Origin of the sequence: Vibrio sp. 1641 (assembly GCF_033339995.1) — a bacterium.
GTDB classification, from domain to species: Bacteria; Pseudomonadota; Gammaproteobacteria; order Enterobacterales; family Vibrionaceae; genus Vibrio; species Vibrio alginolyticus.
In genome coordinates, this window is the sequence record NZ_JAWOVP010000020.1 from 32,266 (window position 1) to 51,592 (window position 19,327).

The 19,327-nt window shown below is 45.3% G+C and carries 15 protein-coding genes and 1 pseudogene; 5 read left to right on the top strand and 11 right to left on the bottom strand.

Annotated features, from left to right (window positions below; translation table 11 throughout):
- Window positions 1-333 precede the first annotated feature (333 nt).
- On the top strand, window positions 334-615 hold the full coding sequence (locus tag R7Z47_RS22340; protein ID WP_025768083.1) for a DUF3624 domain-containing protein: 282 nt from the start codon (window positions 334-336) through the stop codon (window positions 613-615).
- A 194-nt stretch (window positions 616-809) separates the two neighbouring features.
- On the opposite strand, the gene argH is transcribed toward R7Z47_RS22340, so the two are convergent.
- The 4 genes from argH to argC all read right to left on the bottom strand — a co-directional run bounded on the left by argH (window position 810) and on the right by argC (window position 6,043).
- Complete coding sequence (argH, locus tag R7Z47_RS22345; RefSeq protein ID WP_262607115.1) at window positions 810-2,684, bottom strand: argininosuccinate lyase; 1,875 nt, start codon at window positions 2,682-2,684, stop codon at window positions 810-812.
- 242 nt (window positions 2,685-2,926) lie between these two features.
- Complete coding sequence (locus R7Z47_RS22350) at window positions 2,927-4,141, bottom strand: argininosuccinate synthase (RefSeq protein ID WP_017821738.1); 1,215 nt, start codon at window positions 4,139-4,141, stop codon at window positions 2,927-2,929.
- Window positions 4,142-4,225: 84 nt separating this feature from the next.
- Complete coding sequence (gene argB / locus R7Z47_RS22355; protein WP_005381333.1) at window positions 4,226-5,017, bottom strand: acetylglutamate kinase; 792 nt, start codon at window positions 5,015-5,017, stop codon at window positions 4,226-4,228.
- 21 nt (window positions 5,018-5,038) lie between these two features.
- Window positions 5,039-6,043 carry an N-acetyl-gamma-glutamyl-phosphate reductase gene (gene argC, locus R7Z47_RS22360; RefSeq protein ID WP_005382790.1) on the bottom strand — a complete coding sequence of 335 codons (1,005 nt, stop codon included), beginning with the start codon at window positions 6,041-6,043 and terminating at the stop codon, window positions 5,039-5,041.
- A gap of 144 nt (window positions 6,044-6,187) precedes the next feature.
- Here argC and argE point away from each other — a divergent pair, with 144 nt between their 5' ends.
- The 3 genes from argE (at window position 6,188) to R7Z47_RS22375 (ending at window position 11,194) form a co-directional block, all read left to right on the top strand.
- Window positions 6,188-7,324 (top strand): acetylornithine deacetylase, encoded by a 1,137-nt coding sequence (gene argE / locus R7Z47_RS22365; RefSeq protein WP_262607114.1) that lies wholly within the window; start codon window positions 6,188-6,190, stop codon window positions 7,322-7,324.
- A 272-nt stretch (window positions 7,325-7,596) separates the two neighbouring features.
- Window positions 7,597-10,230 carry a phosphoenolpyruvate carboxylase gene (ppc, locus tag R7Z47_RS22370; protein ID WP_005381336.1) on the top strand — a complete coding sequence of 878 codons (2,634 nt, stop codon included), beginning with the start codon at window positions 7,597-7,599 and terminating at the stop codon, window positions 10,228-10,230.
- Between the two features lie 424 nt (window positions 10,231-10,654).
- Window positions 10,655-11,194: a PadR family transcriptional regulator gene (locus tag R7Z47_RS22375; protein ID WP_005382791.1), complete on the top strand. Its 540-nt coding sequence runs from the start codon at window positions 10,655-10,657 to the stop codon at window positions 11,192-11,194.
- Window positions 11,195-11,264: 70 nt separating this feature from the next.
- On the opposite strand, the gene metF is transcribed toward R7Z47_RS22375, so the two are convergent.
- The 3 genes from metF to R7Z47_RS22390 form a co-directional block, all read right to left on the bottom strand.
- Window positions 11,265-12,167: a methylenetetrahydrofolate reductase gene (gene metF, locus R7Z47_RS22380; RefSeq protein WP_005381345.1), complete on the bottom strand. Its 903-nt coding sequence runs from the start codon at window positions 12,165-12,167 to the stop codon at window positions 11,265-11,267.
- Between the two features lie 262 nt (window positions 12,168-12,429).
- Window positions 12,430-14,838, bottom strand: coding sequence for a bifunctional aspartate kinase/homoserine dehydrogenase II (locus tag R7Z47_RS22385; protein WP_222712628.1), 2,409 nt, complete (start codon window positions 14,836-14,838; stop codon window positions 12,430-12,432).
- A gap of 15 nt (window positions 14,839-14,853) precedes the next feature.
- Window positions 14,854-16,014, bottom strand: a complete 1,161-nt coding sequence (locus R7Z47_RS22390) for an O-succinylhomoserine (thiol)-lyase (protein ID WP_158174194.1) — start codon at window positions 16,012-16,014, stop codon at window positions 14,854-14,856.
- A gap of 225 nt (window positions 16,015-16,239) precedes the next feature.
- Between R7Z47_RS22390 and metJ the strand changes: the two genes are divergently transcribed.
- Complete coding sequence (gene metJ / locus R7Z47_RS22395) at window positions 16,240-16,560, top strand: met regulon transcriptional regulator MetJ (protein WP_005381353.1); 321 nt, start codon at window positions 16,240-16,242, stop codon at window positions 16,558-16,560.
- A gap of 112 nt (window positions 16,561-16,672) precedes the next feature.
- Here metJ and R7Z47_RS22400 read toward each other — a convergent pair whose 3' ends face one another.
- The 4 genes and pseudogenes from R7Z47_RS22400 to R7Z47_RS22415 all read right to left on the bottom strand — a co-directional run.
- Window positions 16,673-17,950, bottom strand: coding sequence for a malic enzyme-like NAD(P)-binding protein (locus tag R7Z47_RS22400; RefSeq protein WP_262607113.1), 1,278 nt, complete (start codon window positions 17,948-17,950; stop codon window positions 16,673-16,675).
- Window positions 17,951-18,156: 206 nt separating this feature from the next.
- The gene (bfr, locus tag R7Z47_RS22405; RefSeq protein WP_005381359.1) at window positions 18,157-18,633 is read right to left on the bottom strand and encodes a bacterioferritin; all 477 of its coding nucleotides are present in this window, start codon (window positions 18,631-18,633) and stop codon (window positions 18,157-18,159) included.
- A gap of 93 nt (window positions 18,634-18,726) precedes the next feature.
- The gene (locus R7Z47_RS22410; RefSeq protein ID WP_005381360.1) at window positions 18,727-18,915 is read right to left on the bottom strand and encodes a (2Fe-2S)-binding protein; all 189 of its coding nucleotides are present in this window, start codon (window positions 18,913-18,915) and stop codon (window positions 18,727-18,729) included.
- A gap of 331 nt (window positions 18,916-19,246) precedes the next feature.
- A pseudogene (locus R7Z47_RS22415) lies at window positions 19,247-19,327 on the bottom strand (elongation factor Tu); the annotation flags it as partial.

Sequence of the window (19,327 nt, forward strand, 5' to 3'; positions counted from 1 at the left end):
TCATCAACGAGGCTTTGCTTTACTACTTTGGCGCAATGAAATCTCTCTTACGCTGCCATCATTGCATAGCGACTGACCATACAAATCGCGACAACACCGATCATAAAGAACCCACCAGCGATACTCAGCGCAAGTTTCAACTCTGTCGACATCATTATATTTCCTGTTAAAGACTGACAGCGCACCATACATCAATTACGTGCCACAAAGCTTTTACAAAGCTAACTTTCCATTTTTGGTTGTGTCATGGCGCTCTAAGCCCGTGTAAGAAACGCTTTCCACCATTTAGTTAGATATATAATCTGAAGCAACACTAATGGTTTGGAAAACACTATGACTTGTCGCCGCTGCGAGGAACATTGGTTTTGGAAAAAACTTGGACGTTGCCAACGATGCTTGGATCAATTGACGGTACTTTCTGTACTGTGTTGGATTGTGTGGTGGTTTACGCTCAAAGATGATCCACAAAGCATCGAGTCGATCGCTTTGATCTTTGCCGGCTTCGCTTTCAACGTTTTGTTGTTTCTACACTTATGGATGCGTTTTGTCATCTTGCCTTGGCAACGTCGAAAGGGACAAAAAAAGGCCAATAAAAAAGAGAAAAGTGACAGATAGAAAAAAGCCCCAAAACCAATGTCAGTTCTGGGGCTCTCTTAGATTCTTCTAAGAAAAAGCAGTGGTACTTTAATAGACCGGGCTTCCTCTCAAAGGTTCCAAATTTTTTCGATTTTTTTAGCGAATACTGATGTAAGTAAACAGGAAAATGACTATGTCATTGAATGCTAATAAAATCACTCCACAACTTCAGTTCATGCCACATGCGTTTTTTGGATCACTTGCTCCATTAAATTGATCTCAAGCGCTACCTCATCACATGCATGTTGACGTGGGCACTGATCGCAATCTTTCAGAACTTTCTCCGGCAGTAATGACTTCGATGTCGGTAAAAAGCTTTGCTTCATAAAGAACTCAGGCGTTCGCGTTAGAACAAAGACTTTCTTGATCGCCATCTGGCGCGCTTTCTCAACCAAATAGTTCACAATCGCACTGCCCTGCCCTTGGCCTTGCCAGCCCGCTTCGATACCAAGAGAGCGTATTTCTGCCAACCCTGAGTCATACACATATAGAGAAGCGCAACCCGTCACTTCACCATGATGCTCAGCCACCGCGAAAGAGCCAATATCTCTCACGAGCTCATTACGAGAGCGCGGAAGATTCTCACCAAGGTTCGCCCAGTAAGCAACCATACCTTCCAACGTTTCAATGTCCGTCAAACGTGCAGGACGCACTTTCACCGCCGAGCTGTCACGCTGGCTCAGGCGCTTATCCGCTTGTTCTACCGCGTAAGCGACCTGATGAGGCGAAACACCACCCAAAGCACAACGCTTTTCCAAACACGAATCGATAGTCAGGATGTCATACACATCCGCTTCAATGACTTCTGAGAAGGCTTTTAACTCTTCGATAGACAGCTCTTCTAGCGCACAACCTTTAGCAATAGCACCAACGACCGCGACACCGACGATGTGGTGAGCTTCACGGAATGGGATGCCTTTCGCCACTAGGTAATCAGCTAACTCCGTCGAGTTTGCGTAACCTTGTTTCGCCGCTTCTAGTGTGCGCTCGCCATTCACTTTAATACCGTCAAAACACAGAGCTGCCATTTCCATGCAGTCGTTCCATGTATCTAAAGCGTCAAACAACCCTTCTTTATCTTCCTGCATGTCTTTGTTGTACGCCAATGGCAAAGCTTTAACTGTCATCATCATGCTCGATAATGCGCCATAGACACGCCCTGTCTTACCACGGATCAACTCAAGTGCATCTGGGTTTTTCTTCTGTGGCATTAATGACGAACCAGATGTCACCGTATCCGCTAACTCAATGAAGTTTGACTCGCCTGAATTGTAGAAGATCATATCTTCTGCAAGACGAGAAAGGTGAAGCATAGAAATCGACGCCACCGACATCAGTTCCATCACATGATCACGATCTGAAACCGAATCGAGTGAATTACGCGTAGCACGGTGGAAACCGAGATTATGTGCTAATTGTTCGCGATCAATCGGATAAGCCGTTCCCGCTAAAGCACCCGAGCCAAGTGGACAAGTGTCGAGACGCTGTAAGGCATCATTCAGACGAGAGTAGTCACGCTCGAACATTTCAACATAAGCCAAGCACCAGTGAGCAAAGGTTACAGGTTGAGCACGCTGAAGATGAGTATAGCCTGGCAATACGGTGCCTTGGTGCTGTTTAGCAACATGGACCATTTGTGCTTGTAGGCGATCTAAAGCAATCAACAATTGCTGACCCTGCTGACGACACCAAAGTTTCAAGTCTGTGGCGACTTGGTCATTACGAGAACGCCCAGTGTGGAGTTTTTTACCTAAATCTCCCACTTTACTGATTAGCTGCTGTTCAACCCAAGAGTGGATATCTTCTGCATCAGAGCGAAGAATTTGGTGAGGGTCTTCCATCACTTCTAACTTCAGCTCATTTAAAGCAAGTTCCAGTTTTTGCTGTTCTTCTGCCGATAGCACATCAACAGAAAACAGAGCTTTAGACCATGCGATTGAACCTACGATGTCTTGCTCAGCCAATCGGTAGTCAAAACGCAACGAATCATTGAACTCTTTAAATCTGGTGTCTGCCGCTTGGGTAAATCTTCCGCCCCATAATGCCATTGCGTCTCTCCTGATGACTATTGCTTACTCTAACGTTCTCGAATGAGTAGTAACCAATTTGATGGTCATTTGCTCACTTTTTCTTATGGGTCAACGTTACGGCAATTTCGATAAAAAATAAAGTATAAATTCAATATTTTTACATATATATTCAAATAAACTTTAGATACCCGCTTTTAGAAACCAAAAGACCCGCCTATAAATGGCGGGTCTTTATTCAATCCAAGATGGATGTTAAGGGATTATTTCTTCTGGCTGTTCAATGCACGAATACGGCTTGATAGCGAGTAAAGACGGATGAACCCACCTGCATGGCTTTGGTCGTATACTTCATCTTCACCAAAAGTCGCGAACTCTTCTGAATACAAGCTGTTGTCAGAACGTTTTTGCGTCACTGTCGCTTGACCTTTGTAGAGCTTAACAACCACTTCACCGTTAACGTCTTGCGCTAGCTCTTCTGAAGCAGCAAGGATCGATTTACATAGTGGCGTAAACCAACGGCCATCGTATACAAGGTGAGACGCTTTTAGACCTAGCTCCTCACGGAATTCGAATGATGATTTGTCTAGCACAAGCTGCTCTACAGCACGCAGCGCTTCCATCATGATGGTGCCTCCCGGTGTTTCATAACAACCACGAGACTTCATTCCAACAAGACGGTTTTCCACGATATCGATACGGCCAACACCGTGCTTAGCGCCCTTCTCGTTTAGGTAAACCAATGCGTTGTATGGTGTCATCGCTTCACCATCAACTTCGACCACTTCACCTTTTTCTACTTTCAGCGTGACGTATTCCGCTTCATTTGGCGCTTGCTCTGGGTCGACAGTCCACACCCAGCAGTCTTCGTTTGGTGCGTTCCACGTATCTTCTAAAACGCCGCCTTCCGTCGAAATGTGCCATGCGTTTGCATCACGTGAATAGATCTTAGTAAGAGACGCAGAGCAAGGAATATTACGCTCAGCGAGGTAATCCAAACACTCTTCACGGCTCACTAGGTCCCACTCACGCCAAGGTGCAATCACTTGTAAGTCCGGTGCTAATGCTGCGAATGCACCTTCGAAACGCACTTGGTCGTTACCTTTACCTGTACAGCCGTGACACAGTGCGTCCGCGCCCACTTTACGTGCCACTTCAACCTGCGCTTTAGCAATGATTGGACGCGCCATTGATGTACCTAGCAGGTACTTACCTTCGTAGTACGCGCCGGTTTTTAGCGTTGGGTAAATGTAGTCTGCGACCATTTCTTCTTTCAAGTCAGCGATGTAGCACTCAGAAGCACCAGAGGCTTTTGCTTTCGCTTCAATGCCTTCTAGCTCTTCGGCACCTTGACCAACATCGGCAACGAAAGCCACTACTTCACAGTCGTAGTTCTCTTTTAGCCACGGGATAATTACTGAAGTATCTAGACCGCCTGAGTATGCGACTACCACTTTATTTACGTTCACTTTGCTCATGTTTTTTCTCCAAACTTAACTGGCGCTGCGCTCGGCGGTCAGTGCCAACTACGACTTCCTAATATTGAATTCTTTTGCTGATGCTTATTGAGGCAAGAATTGAGTACCAATACTTTCACCAGCGAATAACTGTGCTAATTTTTCTGGGTAACGCCAGGTCGCGACTTCAATTGGACGGCCAAGATCATTGGCGGCCTCCAAAGCGGCTTTAACTTTGACGATCATGCCATCGGTGATCACATGTCCATCGATCAACGAGTTAGCTTGCTGCTCTGACAGGGTTTTGATCAAATGGCCTTTTCCATCTAATACACCACTCACGTCTGATAACAGGACTAACTCCGCATCTAATGCGCCCGCAACCGCGACTGCTGCTTGATCAGCATTCACATTCATCATCTGGCCATCTTTGGTTAAACCAATTGAACTGATGATCGGCAGTGCACCTGTGTTTAGCACCGCTTGTAATAGTGCTGAGTCACCCGGTGATGCTTTGCCTACCGCGCCGAGTTCTGGGTCAAGTTCTTCAACAAGACACAAACCACCATCCGCAAGGCTAAGGCCCACAGCGTTAAGACCGTCCGCAATCGCTTGACCTTGAAGTAACTTATTCGCAGTGCCTGCAAGCGCGCCTGCAATCACAGGAATTTGATCGTAAGGCGTTACGCGTAAACCGTTTTTCTTAACGGTTTCAAGCTGAAGCTTTGCCATCAACTCATCAACTAGGTAGCCACCGCCATGAACGATGGCGATTTGTCGCTGTGCCGATTTTTGGTAAGCCGCAATGGCACCAAAAAGTTGGCTTAAGGTTTGAGTGCATGATAGAGCTGCACCACCTAGCTTAATGACTAAAGGAGCTTGATTGGTTTGCGTCATCGCATTTCCCTCTTTCAACGACTACAGCAACGCTGTCAGTTCTGGGTAACCGTAATGAATATTGAGACATTGCATCGCTTGACTCGATGCACCTTTAAGTAGGTTGTCGATAGCTGAAATCACAATGATGTGTTCGCCTTGTACCTTCCAGCCGATATCACAGAAAGGGGTATTTTCGACATCCTGAATACGTGGAATACCGTCGCCTTTAAGACGCACCGCAGGCTTGCCTTGATAAGCTTGTTCAAACGCCTGTGCCACTTGTGCTTCTGTCACACCTTGCGCAAGCTTCATGGTGATAGTGGCAAGAATGCCGCGTTTAAAGTTGCCGAGGTGCGGAGTAAAAATCACATCGCAACCCAAGTGCTGAGCAATCTCTGGCTGGTGACGATGGTTAAATACACCATAAGGTTGCAAGCTCACTTCACAGAAGCTGTTAACCATGGAGGCTTTACGCCCTGCACCTGATACACCACTGGTTGCGTTGATCACTGGCCATTGGTTGGTATCGAGCAACGCATGTTCTAATAAAGGTTTGATTGCAAGCTGTGAAGCGGTTGGGTAGCAACCTGCTACTGCAATCAAAGGAGTGGTTTTTATTGATTCTTGGTTCCACTCTGCTAAGCCGTATGCTGCTTTATCTAGCCAGTTGTTATGTTGATGTTCGAAGCCATAAAAAGTGTCGTAAAAGCCTTCACTTTTCACACGGAATGCACCCGATAAATCGAATACCTGACAGCCTGCCTCCAAGAAAGTTGGGGCTAAATCATGGCTGACTTCGTGAGCCGTTGCCAAAAACACCACGTCCGATTCTTGAGCGATTTGCAGTGGATCCGTTAGTGGTAAAACTGGCATATCAATGATGCCCGCTAGCTTACCGTGCAGCTGCGCGATGCTCTTTCCCGCATCAACACTGTTGGCGGAAACGTATAAACCTGATAGCGTGAGTTGTGGGTGTTTATTAACCATTAACGCTAACTCTGCGCCGGTGTAACCGCTGGCTCCAATAATCGTGGTTTTTAGCATTGTGTAACATCCATATACTTAAAGGCTCAAATGACTATTCATATTTAATTTTTGCTTTATTTTGATTTTTTATTCATTAAATATGATTTAATATGTGTTTTACATTTTTGTGGTCTGTCTGTCAACAGGAGATTTGAAGAATCCATGCAATTACCAACTTTTCTAGAGGTCTATGAAGGACTCATCAGCACCTCTTCTATCAGCTCCACGGATCCGAGCTGGGATCAGGGCAATGCAAAAGTCATCGAAAAACTCGCATCTTGGTTTAAAGATCTGGGTTTTAGCGTTGAAGTGATCGAAGTCGAGCCAGGCAAGCACAATATGATCGCACGTATGGGAGAGGGAGAAGGTGGCCTTTTACTTGCTGGCCATAGTGATACCGTGCCATTCGATCAAGGGCGATGGAATTTTGATCCGCATAAACTGACGGAAAAAGACAACCGCTTCTACGGTTTAGGCACAGCAGACATGAAAGGCTTTTTCGCCTTTATTTATGAAGCAGTGAAGAAAGTCGATTGGAGCAAGCAGAGCAAACCACTTTACGTATTAGCCACTTGTGACGAAGAGACCACCATGTTGGGCGCGCGACATTTCACAGCAAACGCCCCATTTAAGCCGGATTACTGCATCATTGGTGAACCCACCAGCCTTGTGCCAATTCGAGGTCATAAAGGGCATGTGGCAAATGCCATTCGCGTAACAGGCAAGTCCGGTCATTCATCGGACCCAGCGCTTGGCGTTAACGCTATTGAGATCATGCATGAAGTCATGTTCGCCATGATGCAACTGCGTGACAAATTGATTAAAGAATATCACCATCCGGGTTTTGCCATTCCAAGCCCTACCCTAAACCTTGGACACATTCACGGTGGTGACAGCGCTAACCGTATTTGTGGTTGCTGTGAGCTGCATTACGACGTGCGTCCTCTTCCTGGCATTAGCCTTGATGGTTTAGAGAACATGTTGCGCGGAGCATTAAAAGAAGTCGAAGCGAAATGGCCAGGGAGACTGGATATTATTCCATTGCATGAGCCTATTCCGGGTTACGAATGCCAACATGACCACCCATTTATTGGTGGTGTTGAAGAGATTTGCCAAACTAGTTCAGAAACCGTGAACTACTGTACTGAAGCACCATTTCTACAGCAGTTGTGTCCAACCTTGGTGCTCGGCCCTGGGTCAATCGACCAAGCCCATCAACCGGATGAGTTTCTATCCTTCGACTTTATCGACCCCACAATTGATGTGCTTTCAAAGGCGATGGTCAAGTACTGCTGTTAATACGCGTTTAAGCTCGAAAGTCTGTGCAGCTCGATTGAGCTGCATCTTTTTATCTTCACAATTTAGCGCTAGTCTTAACACTTATTTAACTTGTTATTTTGTAATTAATTTTCACTTCTTACTCTATGGCTGCCGTAAATTTGCTCTAAATCAGGAGACAGCGGAATAATTGCAAACTTAGTCTGCTTTATTTGACTATAACTGGTGCTTTTCGCTAGATTGGAGTCTTAACAAGGACAATGGATGTAGTTTTTTTACGAGGCAGGACGACAATGAACGAGAAATACGCCGCACTCAAAAGTAATGTGCGCATGTTAGGCCACTTATTGGGTAACACCATTCGCGATGCCCATGGCGAAGAAATCTTCGAGAAAGTGGAAACCATTCGTAAATTATCCAAATCAGCTCAAGCAGGGAATCAAGCAGACAGGGACAGCTTGATCGAAGAAATCAAACATCTACCTGATGAGCAGCTAACGCCCGTTACTCGCGCGTTTAACCAATTTCTAAACCTCACCAATATCGCTGAGCAATACCACACGATTTCACGCCATTGTGAAGAGCACATTTGTGAACCAGACGCGATTAACTCGCTGTTTTCTAAACTGGTACAAAACGATGTGAGCAAACTGGACACTGCCCAAGCGGTTCGTGATCTGAATATTGAATTGGTATTGACGGCTCACCCAACAGAAATTACGCGCCGTACGATGATCAACAAACTGGTCAAGATAAACGAGTGCTTATCAAAGTTGGAGCTAAGCGATCTTTCTTCTAAAGAGCGCAGAAAAACCGAACGCCGCCTAGAGCAACTGATTGCCCAAGGCTGGCATTCAGACGTGATTCGACAACAACGCCCTACTCCGTTGGATGAAGCAAAGTGGGGCTTTGCGGTCGTTGAAAACTCTCTATGGGAAGCAGTACCGGACTTCCTACGTGAGATGAATGACCGTCTAAAATCTTACCTTGGAGAAGGTTTACCCATTGATGCTCGCCCAGTGCACTTCTCCTCTTGGATGGGCGGTGACCGTGACGGTAACCCGTTTGTTACTCACAACGTTACGCGTGAAGTCTTACTATTGTCTCGTTGGAAAGCCGCCGATCTTTATCTCAATGACATCAACGAGTTGATCAGCGAGCTGTCTATGACAGTTTCAAACGATCAAGTCCGTGAACTTGCTGGCGAAGATCAGCACGAACCATACCGTGCGATCCTGAAGCAATTACGCACTCTGCTCAATGAAACCAAAGATATTCTCGATGCTAAGATCCACGGTCAAAAACTGGCCGTTAAAGCACCACTGCAAAAAGTCGAGCAACTTTGGGAACCGCTGTATGCCTGCTACCAGTCACTAAACGAATGTGGCATGGGTGTAATAGCCAACGGCTCACTACTGGATACACTACGCCGCGTAAAAGCATTTGGTATCCATCTTGTACGTCTTGATATCCGCCAAGAGAGCACGCGTCACTCAGACGTCTTGTCTGAACTAACTCGCTACTTAGGTATTGGTGATTACGAACAATGGAGTGAGCAAGATAAGATTGCTTTTCTAACTAACGAGCTGGCATCTAAACGTCCGCTTCTCCCTCGTGATTGGGAACCGTCTGAACCCGTCAAAGAGGTTTTGGATACCTGTAAGATTGTTGCAGCACAACCGCGTGAAGCGTTTGGCGCTTACGTTATTTCAATGGCACGTACCGCCTCTGACGTACTAGCCGTTCATCTACTGCTACAAGAAGCTGGTTGCCCTTACCGCATGGATGTGTGTCCTCTGTTCGAAACGCTAGACGATTTGAACAACGCAGAATCGGTCATCAAGCAGCTTATGGGGATTGACCTTTACCGTGGTTTTATCCAAAACCACCAGATGGTCATGATTGGTTACTCTGACTCAGCGAAAGATGCAGGTGTTATGTCTGCAGGTTGGGCTCAGTATCATGCGATGGAATCGTTAGTTAAAGTAGCTGAAGAAGAAGGCGTTGAGCTAACTTTATTCCATGGTCGTGGGGGTACAGTCGGTCGCGGTGGCGCACCTGCGCATGCTGCGCTTTTGTCGCAACCACCAAAAAGCTTGAAAGGCGGTTTACGTGTAACAGAGCAAGGCGAGATGATCCGCTTTAAACTGGGACTCCCAGATGTCGCAGTAAACAGCTTTAACCTATACGCAAGTGCGATTCTGGAAGCCAACTTGTTACCGCCACCAGAGCCAAAACAAGAATGGCGCGACTTGATGGAAGTGCTATCAGAAGTAAGCTGTGAGTCTTACCGAAATGTGGTTCGTGGCGAGCCAGATTTCGTGCCTTACTTCCGCCAAGCAACACCAGAACTCGAACTCGGCAAGTTGCCACTTGGTTCTCGTCCTGCAAAACGCAACCCTAAGGGCGGAGTAGAAAGCTTACGTGCAATCCCGTGGATCTTCTCATGGAGTCAAAACCGTTTGGTACTTCCTGCATGGCTAGGCGCAGGTGAAGCGATTCAATACTCGATCGATAAAGGCCACCAAGCATTGCTCGAAGAGATGTGCCGCGAATGGCCGTTTTTCTCTACTCGTCTCGGCATGCTAGAGATGGTGTACTCGAAGTGTAATATTGATATCTCTCGCTACTACGATGAGCGATTGGTGGATGAGTCGCTCCGTCCACTCGGTGAAAAACTTCGTGCTCAGCTTCAAGAAGACATCAAAGCGGTACTGAATGTAGAGAACAATGAAAACTTGATGCAGCATGACCCTTGGGGACTCGAGTCGATTCGCTTACGCAATATCTACGTTGAGCCATTGAATATGCTACAAGCAGAGCTGCTATACCGCACGCGTCAAACCGAAGAAGCCTCTGCAAACTTGGAAGAAGCGTTGATGGTGACGATTGCTGGTATTGCTGCTGGTATGCGCAACACAGGCTAATCGTTTCATTTTTAATAAAAAGCTGGGCAAATGCTCAGCTTTTTTTATCACAGGATAATCGCACCAAAACAAAAGCAGTTTAATAAACTACTAGAGACCCAAAAAATACCAAAATAAAAGAACAAAAAACCACAAGTTAACACTATTGATTATTATGTTAGTTTTTTAGGGTAATTTTGTCCTACTATTCCACTTCATGCTTATTATTTATATACTACTTGCCTGCTGAGAGCTCATAAATCCAATCATACCTGCTCCAGCCTTGATGGGACTCCCCATCTCTCTAGGTGATAAACGGCTTTAAGGTGACAGGACCAACATTGTTGGTGCTACTTATACATTAAAAAACTCAAGTGCCAGTAAGAGCGCAGCTGAAAGTATAAGTAGCTTGTTTACAAGTTTATTGACCATTTGGATTGAAGACATGTCATTACCACACGTAATCTTAACTGTTCTTAGCACTCGCGACGCAACCGGTTACGACATCACTAAAGAATTCTCTGCTAGCATCGGTTACTTCTGGAAAGCAAGCCACCAACAGGTGTACCGTGAACTCAACAAAATGGCTGAGAAAGAACTGGTTACTTGCGTATTAGAACCCCAAGAAGGCAAACCAGACCGCAAGGTTTACTCCATTACAGACGCTGGTCGCAGCGCTTTAGGAGAGTGGTTTGATCAACCAACTGCACACCCAACAGTTCGTGATGAGTTTTCAGCGAAATTGATGGCATGTGCCGTTCAACCTGCAGCTCCATTCCGTGACCAACTCGCCGAGCTAGTTGAAGAGTCTCGCAAACTGGTTTCTCACTACAAAGAAATTGAAGCTGCTTACTACGCAACGCCGTCAACTTTAGATAAACAAGCTCGCCTAGAACGTCTAACGCTTCGCCGTAACCTTCTGTTACGTGAAACTTGGATCACTTGGGCAGAAGAAGTTCTAACTGAACTTGAAGTGATTGGTTAAACTCCTTTTGCTTTGATAAAACGAAAAAGGCTTGCCACTTGGCAAGCCTTTTATCCTTTTGAAACCAGATTTACGCACCGACTACTGCGCGAGGACGAACACCCAACGTATGACATAACGCGTAAGTCATCTCTGCACGGTTTAGTGTGTAGAAGTGAAAGTCCTTAACCCCTTCACGACTCAGTACACGCACCATATCAATAGCTTGGCTAGCTCCTACAAGCTGGCGAGTCACCGGATCATCATCCAAGCCATCGAATTGTTTGCTCATCCATCCTGGTACTTTCACATTGTTCTGTGCCGCAAAGCGAGACGCTTGCTTAAAGTTCGATACAGGCAAAATTCCTGGCACAATTTCTACGTCAATTCCTGCTGCGACACAACGGTCACGGAATCGCAGGTAAGACTCAACGTCAAAAAAGAACTGAGTAATAGCACGGTTTGCACCTGCATCTACCTTACGTTTTAGGTTCAATAAGTCAGACTGAGCGCTTTTAGCTTCAGGGTGAACCTCAGGGAATGCAGCAACGGAGATATCGAAATCGTGGCGTGATTTCAGCAGCTCAACCAAATCCGAGGCATACATATCAGGCGCACCGCCACCTGGAGGAATATCACCACGCAGAGCGACGATATTTTCAATACCATTGTTCCAATAATCATCGGCAATATTAATCAACTCTTCACGAGTCGCATCAATACAAGTGAGATGGGGAGCGGCAACCAATCCGGTTGTTGCTTTAATTTCTTTAATGATGGAGTGTGTTCTGTCACGCTCGCCGGAGTTCGCACCGTAAGTCACAGAAACAAATTTAGGTTGAAGCGTTTTAAGACGGTGCACTGAATTCCAAAGTGTTTCTTCCATCTTAGCGCTGCTTGGCGGAAAAAACTCAAACGATACATTGATGTTATCTGATAACTCAGCAATATTCTGGTTCAAGGCGTCGATATGGCCTGCGTGCGTATATCCCATCTTACTCTCCCTGCGGCACTCCGCCACGAAAACAAATCCTTAAAATCGACGTTTAGACGTCTATATGTCTACAGAATGTATTGAATACGATTTAATGTCAACCTTGTAATTATGAATTTTTCTCAAGTTAATAATGAAGATAGTTCAAGTTTCTACTTGAGCATCATCTCGCCATTTTGCACGGGTTATGACTTCAGTATGGCACTGATAGGGGAATAAAAAACCCTGGATTAATTCCAGGGTTTTTAGGTCAATCGCAACTTTAAAATAAACCAGCCAATCGGTTGAGGTCGGATTGAATAGCGCCGGCTGTCACTTCTCTGCCTGCGCCTGGTCCTCGAATGACCAGAGGGTTATCTTTGTACCACTTGCTCTCTATGGCAAAAATGTTATCGCATGGCAATAAGTTGGCGAGCGCGTGCTCACGAGACAACGCTTCGACTCCCACCGTTGCTTTACCATTTTTTTCTAAACGCGCCACATAGCGAAGCACTTGATCGTTTCTCTGTGCTTTTGTCAGACGCTCTTGAAGTATTTCACTCAACAACGCTCCATTATCGAAGAAATCATCTAAGCTCAGTTCTCTTAATTCTTCTGGCACTAAAGACTCAACTTTAACGCTGTCTGGTTCTATATCTAGGCCCGATTCTCGAGCCAAGATGACTAACTTACGCATTACATCGGAGCCATCTAAATCAGAACGAGGGTCAGGTTCGGTTAACCCTTGCTGCCAAGCAAGATCGACTAAATCATTAAATGGTACAGAACCATCAAACTGTTGGAACAGCCATGATAACGTCCCCGAGAAAATCCCCGATAGAGCGACGATTTCATCCCCACTTTCACGAAGATCTCGCACGGTATGGTTTATCGGTAACCCAGCACCAACCGTTGCGTTGTATAGCCAATGACGACCAACTTTAGCGAATGCATCTTGAACCTGATGGTAGTACTGACTATCTGCGGAACCGGCCACTTTGTTAGCGGAAATCAAATGAATGCCTTGCTGTGCGATTTCTACGTAGCGCTGAGCTAACTCTTTACTCGCGGTAACATCTAGCACGACGGCTTCATCATAGCTTTTAAGTGCTCCCAAACGTGCCAGCCAATCCCCATTGTTTGCTATGCTTTCATCATCAAATCGTTCAGCAACACTCGCCGCCTCAATACCTTGCTCATCGAACCAATAGGTTTGGCTATCCACAACCGCGACAAGATCAAAGCTCATACCATGACGTTTTTCGAGCTCACTTTTTTGCGTCGCAAATAAATTTAACCAACTAGAACCAATATTACCCTTGCCACATAAAGCCACTGCCACGCGTTTTTGCGCTTGGAACAACTGGCTATGAATCGTTTGAACCAACGCCTCGGTATCAGTACGGCGCAAAACAGCGACTAGGCTCAGTCCTGAGTCTGTTTCAGAGATAAATTCTACCGGAGAGTGCTTTAGCTTCTGATAAAAGCCAAAGCAATGATTGGCGTTTTTCGTAACGCCTGCACCTACCGCAGCTAAGAGCGAGTAACCTTCTTTTAGCTTAATTTCTGCCTCTACCGCAAGCTCTTGCAAGTGTTTCAATGCACCACCGGCGATTTCTGCGGTGTAAGCCAAGCGTAGCGTGTGCTGATCGGATTGAGCTTCAAATGCCAGTGGCTCTAATTGCGCGCGCTGCAACGCTTGTAATACATCACTCTGTGTTTTTTCGAAGTCGTGCCCATGCATGAAAGACAACTGCACCAATAAAACATCATCCAGTGAAGTAATAATTTTAGCGCCACGACCAGATGCCAATACACGCTCAATACGAGTAGAACCCGACTCTGGCAGATAGCTACACTTGAGATTAAGGTCCATGGTACTTTGCGCCACAGGCTGAAGCGTACGACTGTGTAGCACTGGGGCAGCTAAGCGAGCAAGTTCACTGGCTTCATCCAATCGAAGTAACGGTAATAAACAAGCGTCAGACACCAAACGTGGATCGGCACTATAGACACCAGCAACATCACTCCAAATCGTGACAGTACTGACTTCAGCAAGCGCGCCTATGACCGTTGCAGAATAGTCAGAGCCGTTACGACCAAGTAGAATGGTTTCTCCTGCCTCGTTCTGAGCCATAAAGCCAGTAATTACCACACGTTTATGGTTATGCTGCGCGAGGATCTCTTTAATTAAAGGGTATGAACGAGCGCGATCAACCTCTGGTTGAGTTCCCGCTTCTGCACGTAAAAACGCTCGTGCATCTTGTGCAACCGCAGGGATAGAACGTTGAGATAATAACGCGGCCAATAGGCGAGCAGACCATACTTCTCCGTGTCCCAGTACCGCAGCTTTTTGCGCATTAGTGAGTGGTGCAGTCAGCTCCGAGAGAGTACTGAACTCATCATGTAATAAAGCTAACAGCTCTTCTTTTGCTTCACTCTCCAACAAGCTTTCTATTAGCTCAGTTTGAAACTGTCTTAAGCTTTGAAGCGCTTCATGCGCAATTCGGCCATCTTTATTTAACCCTTCCAAAAACTCAATCAAGCGATTAGTGGTTTTTCCTGCAGCAGAGACGACCACAAGATCATTTTCTGTCGAATACTCCTTGAGAATACCCACAACGCGTAAGTAGCATTCTGGGTTTGCTAAGCTACTGCCACCAAACTTATGCAGCTGACGTTGTACAGTCATTGTTATCGTCTCCTATTACTGGGTAGCTTTAGCGAACGCTTGTTCTAAATCTGTGATGAGGTCTTGTGCATCTTCCAAACCGACAGACAAACGCAATAGTTGATGAGAGACCCCAGCCTCCGCCAGCGCCTCCTCACCCATTGCACGGTGCGTCATGGATGCTGGGTGGCAAATCAAACTTTCTACACCACCTAATGACTCTGCTAATGAAAACAGTTGGAGCTCTTTCACAAACACCTTTAACTGTTCAAACGAACCAGAAAACTCAAAACTCAACATAGAGCCAAAGCCCGTTTGCTGCTTTTTAGCGATGTCATGACCTGGATGTTCCGGCAGGCTTGGATGATAGATAGTTTTAACTAACGCTTGTTTCTGTAGGTAAGCCAGTACCTGCTGTGAGCTCTCTTCATGTACTCTCATACGAGCACCAAGCGTACGAATACCTCGCAGTGTCATGTAACTATCGAATGGTGTGCCCGTTGCACCAATACAATTGCCCCACCATGCAAGCTCTTCTGCATGCGCTTCTGTGTTGGTGATGATTACCCCACCAATTACGTCCGAATGACCGTTGATGTACTTTGTTGTGGAGTGGATAACAAAATCCGCACCTAGCTCTAAAGGTTTTTGGTACACGGGTGTCAAAAAGGTATTGTCCACCGCAACTAACGCGCCGACTTGTTTCGCTTTTTCACAAGTAGCTGCAATATCCACTACGCGAACCAGAGGATTTGACGGAGTTTCTAGCAAAATGAGTTTTGGTTTTTGTGCCAATGCAGCATCTAAAGCCTGTTCGTCTGATTGATCGACAAACTGAACCTTAAAATCGCCTTTGTTAGCTCGGGTATTAAAAAGACGATAGGTACCACCATAACAATCGTGAGGAGCAATAATGAGATCATCTGGGCCGAGAAAAGCGGAAACCCATAAATTTAATGCCGACGTACCGCAGTTAGTAACAACCGCTCCTTTTCCAGACTCGAGTTCAGATAGCGCACTTTCCAACAGTCCGCGATTTGGATTACCAGATCGTGTGTAATCATACTTGGGCACTTCACCAAAAGCAGGAAAACCATAGTTAGTGGAAAGATAAATAGGTGGAACGACAGCATGATATTGGCTGTCTGATTCAATACCAGTGCGTACTGCAATGGTCGCAGGTTTGCGAGTGCTCATGGGTGTATCCTTTCACGGGTAATGACTTCTAAATAGGAATGCGCTATATCTAATGAGCAACATAAAGTGATCAACACGCTTCCTTTGCTGTTATGTTCACTTTACTCGTCAAAAAATGAGACGTCAACACTTCTAGACGTCTATATGTCTTTGCTTATGGCGGTAAATGCAGCTAAAATCAGCACCTAAATTATTTTTAACCGATTACATAAATGAAGGTGTGCAATGGCTGACTGGAATGGCGAATACATTAGCCCATATGCAGAGCACGGCAAAAAAAGCGAACAAGTAAAAAAAATTACCGTCTCTATCCCGCTAAAAGTTTTAAAGGTGCTAACTGATGAGCGTACTCGCCGTCAGATCAATAACTTACGCCATGCAACCAATAGCGAATTGCTATGCGAGGCATTTTTGCACGCGTACACAGGTCAGCCACTTCCGACAGATGAAGACCTTCGTAAAGACCGTCCTGATGATATTCCAACAGAAGTAAAAGCGCTGATGACGGAAATGGGCATCGAATTTGAGTCATTCGACGAAGAATAAAAAAGCCTGATAAGAGGTTTCAGGTAATAACTCTTGCCTCGAGCCAAATGAATGACATAAAAAATGGGACGCAATAGCGTCCCATTTTTGTGTATCACATCTGAAAGATATATTACTCTGCCATGTAGTTTTCAGGCATCTCGATACGAGCTACACCTGAATTAACCGCCGCCTGAGCAACCGCTTTTGCAACACGTGGTAGCAAACGTGAATCCATTGGTTTTGGAATAATATAGTCCGCACCAAACTCTAGCTTATCAACACCTGCAGCCTTCAATACGGCTTCAGGTACAGGCTCTTTTGCTAGCTCACGAATCGCCTCAACGGCTGCAAGTTTCATTTCATCATTGATTTCACTTGCACGCACATCAAGAGCACCGCGGAAAATGAATGGGAAACACAATACGTTGTTAACTTGGTTAGGATAATCACTACGGCCAGTACCCATGATCAAGTCATCACGAACTGCGTGAGCAAGTTCCGGCTTGATTTCAGGATCCGGGTTAGAACATGCGAATACGATTGGCTTATCTGCCATCAACTTCAACGCTTCCGCTGGCAATAGGTTTGGACCAGATACACCTAGGAACAGATCTGCACCTTCAATCACGTCTTCTAGTGTGCGCTTATCTGTATTGTTCGCAAATAGCTGCTTATATTCATTAAGATCATCACGACGAGTGTGAATCACACCTTTGCGATCTAGCATGTAGATTTTTTCGCGCATTGCGCCGCATTTGATCAGAAGCTCCATACACGCTACAGCGGCAGCGCCAGCGCCAAGACAAACAATTGTTGAATCTTCAAGTTTCTTACCTTGAAGTTCGATTGCATTCAGCATACCCGCTGCCGTTACAATAGCAGTACCATGTTGATCATCGTGGAATACTGGTACATCACAACGTTCAATCAGACGCTTTTCAATCTCAAAACAGTCTGGTGCTTTAATATCTTCAAGGTTGATACCGCCAAAAGTGTCTGCAATGCTCGCAACAGTATCAACAAATTCATCGATCGTGCGGTGCTTAACTTCAATATCAATAGAGTCAAGACCTGCAAAACGCTTAAACAGTAACGCTTTACCTTCCATCACTGGCTTAGATGCAAGTGGACCTAGGTTACCTAGACCTAGAATAGCGGTACCGTTAGAAATAACAGCAACCATGTTCCCTTTTGCAGTGTACTTGTACACGTTATCCGGGTTTTGTGCGATTTCACGCACTGGCTCTGCAACACCAGGGCTGTAAGCAAGGGCAAGATCACCCGCCGTTTCCGCAGGCTTTGTCAGTTCGACAGCAATCTTTCCTGGAGTTGGATAAGCATGGTAATCCAATGCTTTTTGGCGATGTTCTTCTTCTTGAGTGGCTGCTTGGTGGTTGTCTTCAGACATGGACGTTTCTCTTTTTTATTTTTAGGTAAGGGGGCATAAATTCTATCGGATAGAAATCAAACTTCATAGGCAAGATTGCGAGCAATATCCTTAAAAAGCCGATAATAAAAGAGATTAGACCAGATAACGGGGTTAAGCACCCGATTTTCGAGTCAGGTGCTCTTTCTTATTACTATTATTGGAGTATGCAAACTTAGAAAGTATCGTTACTCTTCGTCCACGTATTGCGCTTGGAGATAATTCTCAATACCAGACATTTCAATCAAGCCAAGTTGCGTCTCTAGCCAATCAACATGTTCTTCTTCATCTTCAAGAATATCTTGGAAGAGATCTCGAGACACATAATCTCGAATGTCTTCAGCGTAGGCAATCGCATCTTTTAAATCTGGAATAGCCGCCATTTCAAGCTTTAAGTCACACTCGAGCATTTCCTTGGTATCTTCACCAATCATCAACTTACCTAAATCTTGTAGGTTCGGTAGGCCTTCAAGGAACAAAATACGCTCAATTAGATGATCGGCATGCTTCATCTCATCGATAGATTCGTGATATTCCTTGTCTGCTAGGTGCTTTAAGCCCCAGTCTTTATACATTCGGGCGTGAAGAAAATACTGATTAATAGCGACGAGCTCGTTACCGAGCACTTTATTGAGATGTTGAATGATGATTGGATCGCCTTTCATGACAAAACCCTCCTCTTTGGCTTCATTTAAATGTAGAAGCAAATGAGAAGGTGTCAAAATGTAAGGCAAATAATTACTGCATACTTACAGCAATTAGCTGGCTTGTTTAAATTCCGTGTAACTAGTTTCCGCTAAAATTTCCTTGGCCTGTCTGATGCACTTACCACATTGGCTGCCCAATGCCGTGCACTTTTTGATTCCTTTAATATCTGTTACGCCTTCATCTATCGCCAACTTCCTAATTTTTTTGTCGGAGACACCATGGCAAAGACAAACGTACATACTCAAAAAACCTATAAAACTAATCTGTGACAAACAATATAAACAAGAATAGTTCTTGTTACCAGTCGCATTATGGTGTCCGCTCAGAATATTTGGTTATAACGATTTTACCGCTGCAGGAAAAGATCAAAGGGTTAAGAGGGGTGAGTAAAAGCGTTAAGAAACAAAGCCGGTAAAACTCTGTTTTTAAATCGAAAAAGTGACGTCTTTTATTTCAACACTTATAACTAAATGTAATCTAGAAATGAAAAAGGGAAGCCTAAGCTTCCCTTTTCGGTGCGCTTTCTTCAAAAAGAAGAACAGTGCAAGATTTCGTTTAATTCGTTATGAATTAATCGAAGATCTTAGCAACAACACCAGCACCTACTGTACGGCCACCTTCACGGATCGCGAAACGTAGACCTTCGTCCAT

Excerpts from the sequence above, each read along its gene's own strand:
- R7Z47_RS22340 (WP_025768083.1), top strand. The coding sequence starts at position 334 with ATGACTTGTCGCCGCTGCGAGGAACATTGGTTTTGGAAAAAACTTGGA.
- argH (WP_262607115.1), bottom strand. The coding sequence starts at position 2,684 with ATGGCATTATGGGGCGGAAGATTTACCCAAGCGGCAGACACCAGATTT.
- R7Z47_RS22350 (WP_017821738.1), bottom strand. The coding sequence starts at position 4,141 with ATGAGCAAAGTGAACGTAAATAAAGTGGTAGTCGCATACTCAGGCGGT.
- argB (WP_005381333.1), bottom strand. The coding sequence starts at position 5,017 with ATGACGCAAACCAATCAAGCTCCTTTAGTCATTAAGCTAGGTGGTGCA.
- argC (WP_005382790.1), bottom strand. The coding sequence starts at position 6,043 with ATGCTAAAAACCACGATTATTGGAGCCAGCGGTTACACCGGCGCAGAG.
- argE (WP_262607114.1), top strand. The coding sequence starts at position 6,188 with ATGCAATTACCAACTTTTCTAGAGGTCTATGAAGGACTCATCAGCACC.
- ppc (WP_005381336.1), top strand. The coding sequence starts at position 7,597 with ATGAACGAGAAATACGCCGCACTCAAAAGTAATGTGCGCATGTTAGGC.
- R7Z47_RS22375 (WP_005382791.1), top strand. The coding sequence starts at position 10,655 with ATGTCATTACCACACGTAATCTTAACTGTTCTTAGCACTCGCGACGCA.
- metF (WP_005381345.1), bottom strand. The coding sequence starts at position 12,167 with ATGGGATATACGCACGCAGGCCATATCGACGCCTTGAACCAGAATATT.
- R7Z47_RS22385 (WP_222712628.1), bottom strand. The coding sequence starts at position 14,838 with ATGACTGTACAACGTCAGCTGCATAAGTTTGGTGGCAGTAGCTTAGCA.
- R7Z47_RS22390 (WP_158174194.1), bottom strand. The coding sequence starts at position 16,014 with ATGAGCACTCGCAAACCTGCGACCATTGCAGTACGCACTGGTATTGAA.
- metJ (WP_005381353.1), top strand. The coding sequence starts at position 16,240 with ATGGCTGACTGGAATGGCGAATACATTAGCCCATATGCAGAGCACGGC.
- R7Z47_RS22400 (WP_262607113.1), bottom strand. The coding sequence starts at position 17,950 with ATGTCTGAAGACAACCACCAAGCAGCCACTCAAGAAGAAGAACATCGC.
- bfr (WP_005381359.1), bottom strand. The coding sequence starts at position 18,633 with ATGAAAGGCGATCCAATCATCATTCAACATCTCAATAAAGTGCTCGGT.
- R7Z47_RS22410 (WP_005381360.1), bottom strand. The coding sequence starts at position 18,915 with ATGTACGTTTGTCTTTGCCATGGTGTCTCCGACAAAAAAATTAGGAAG.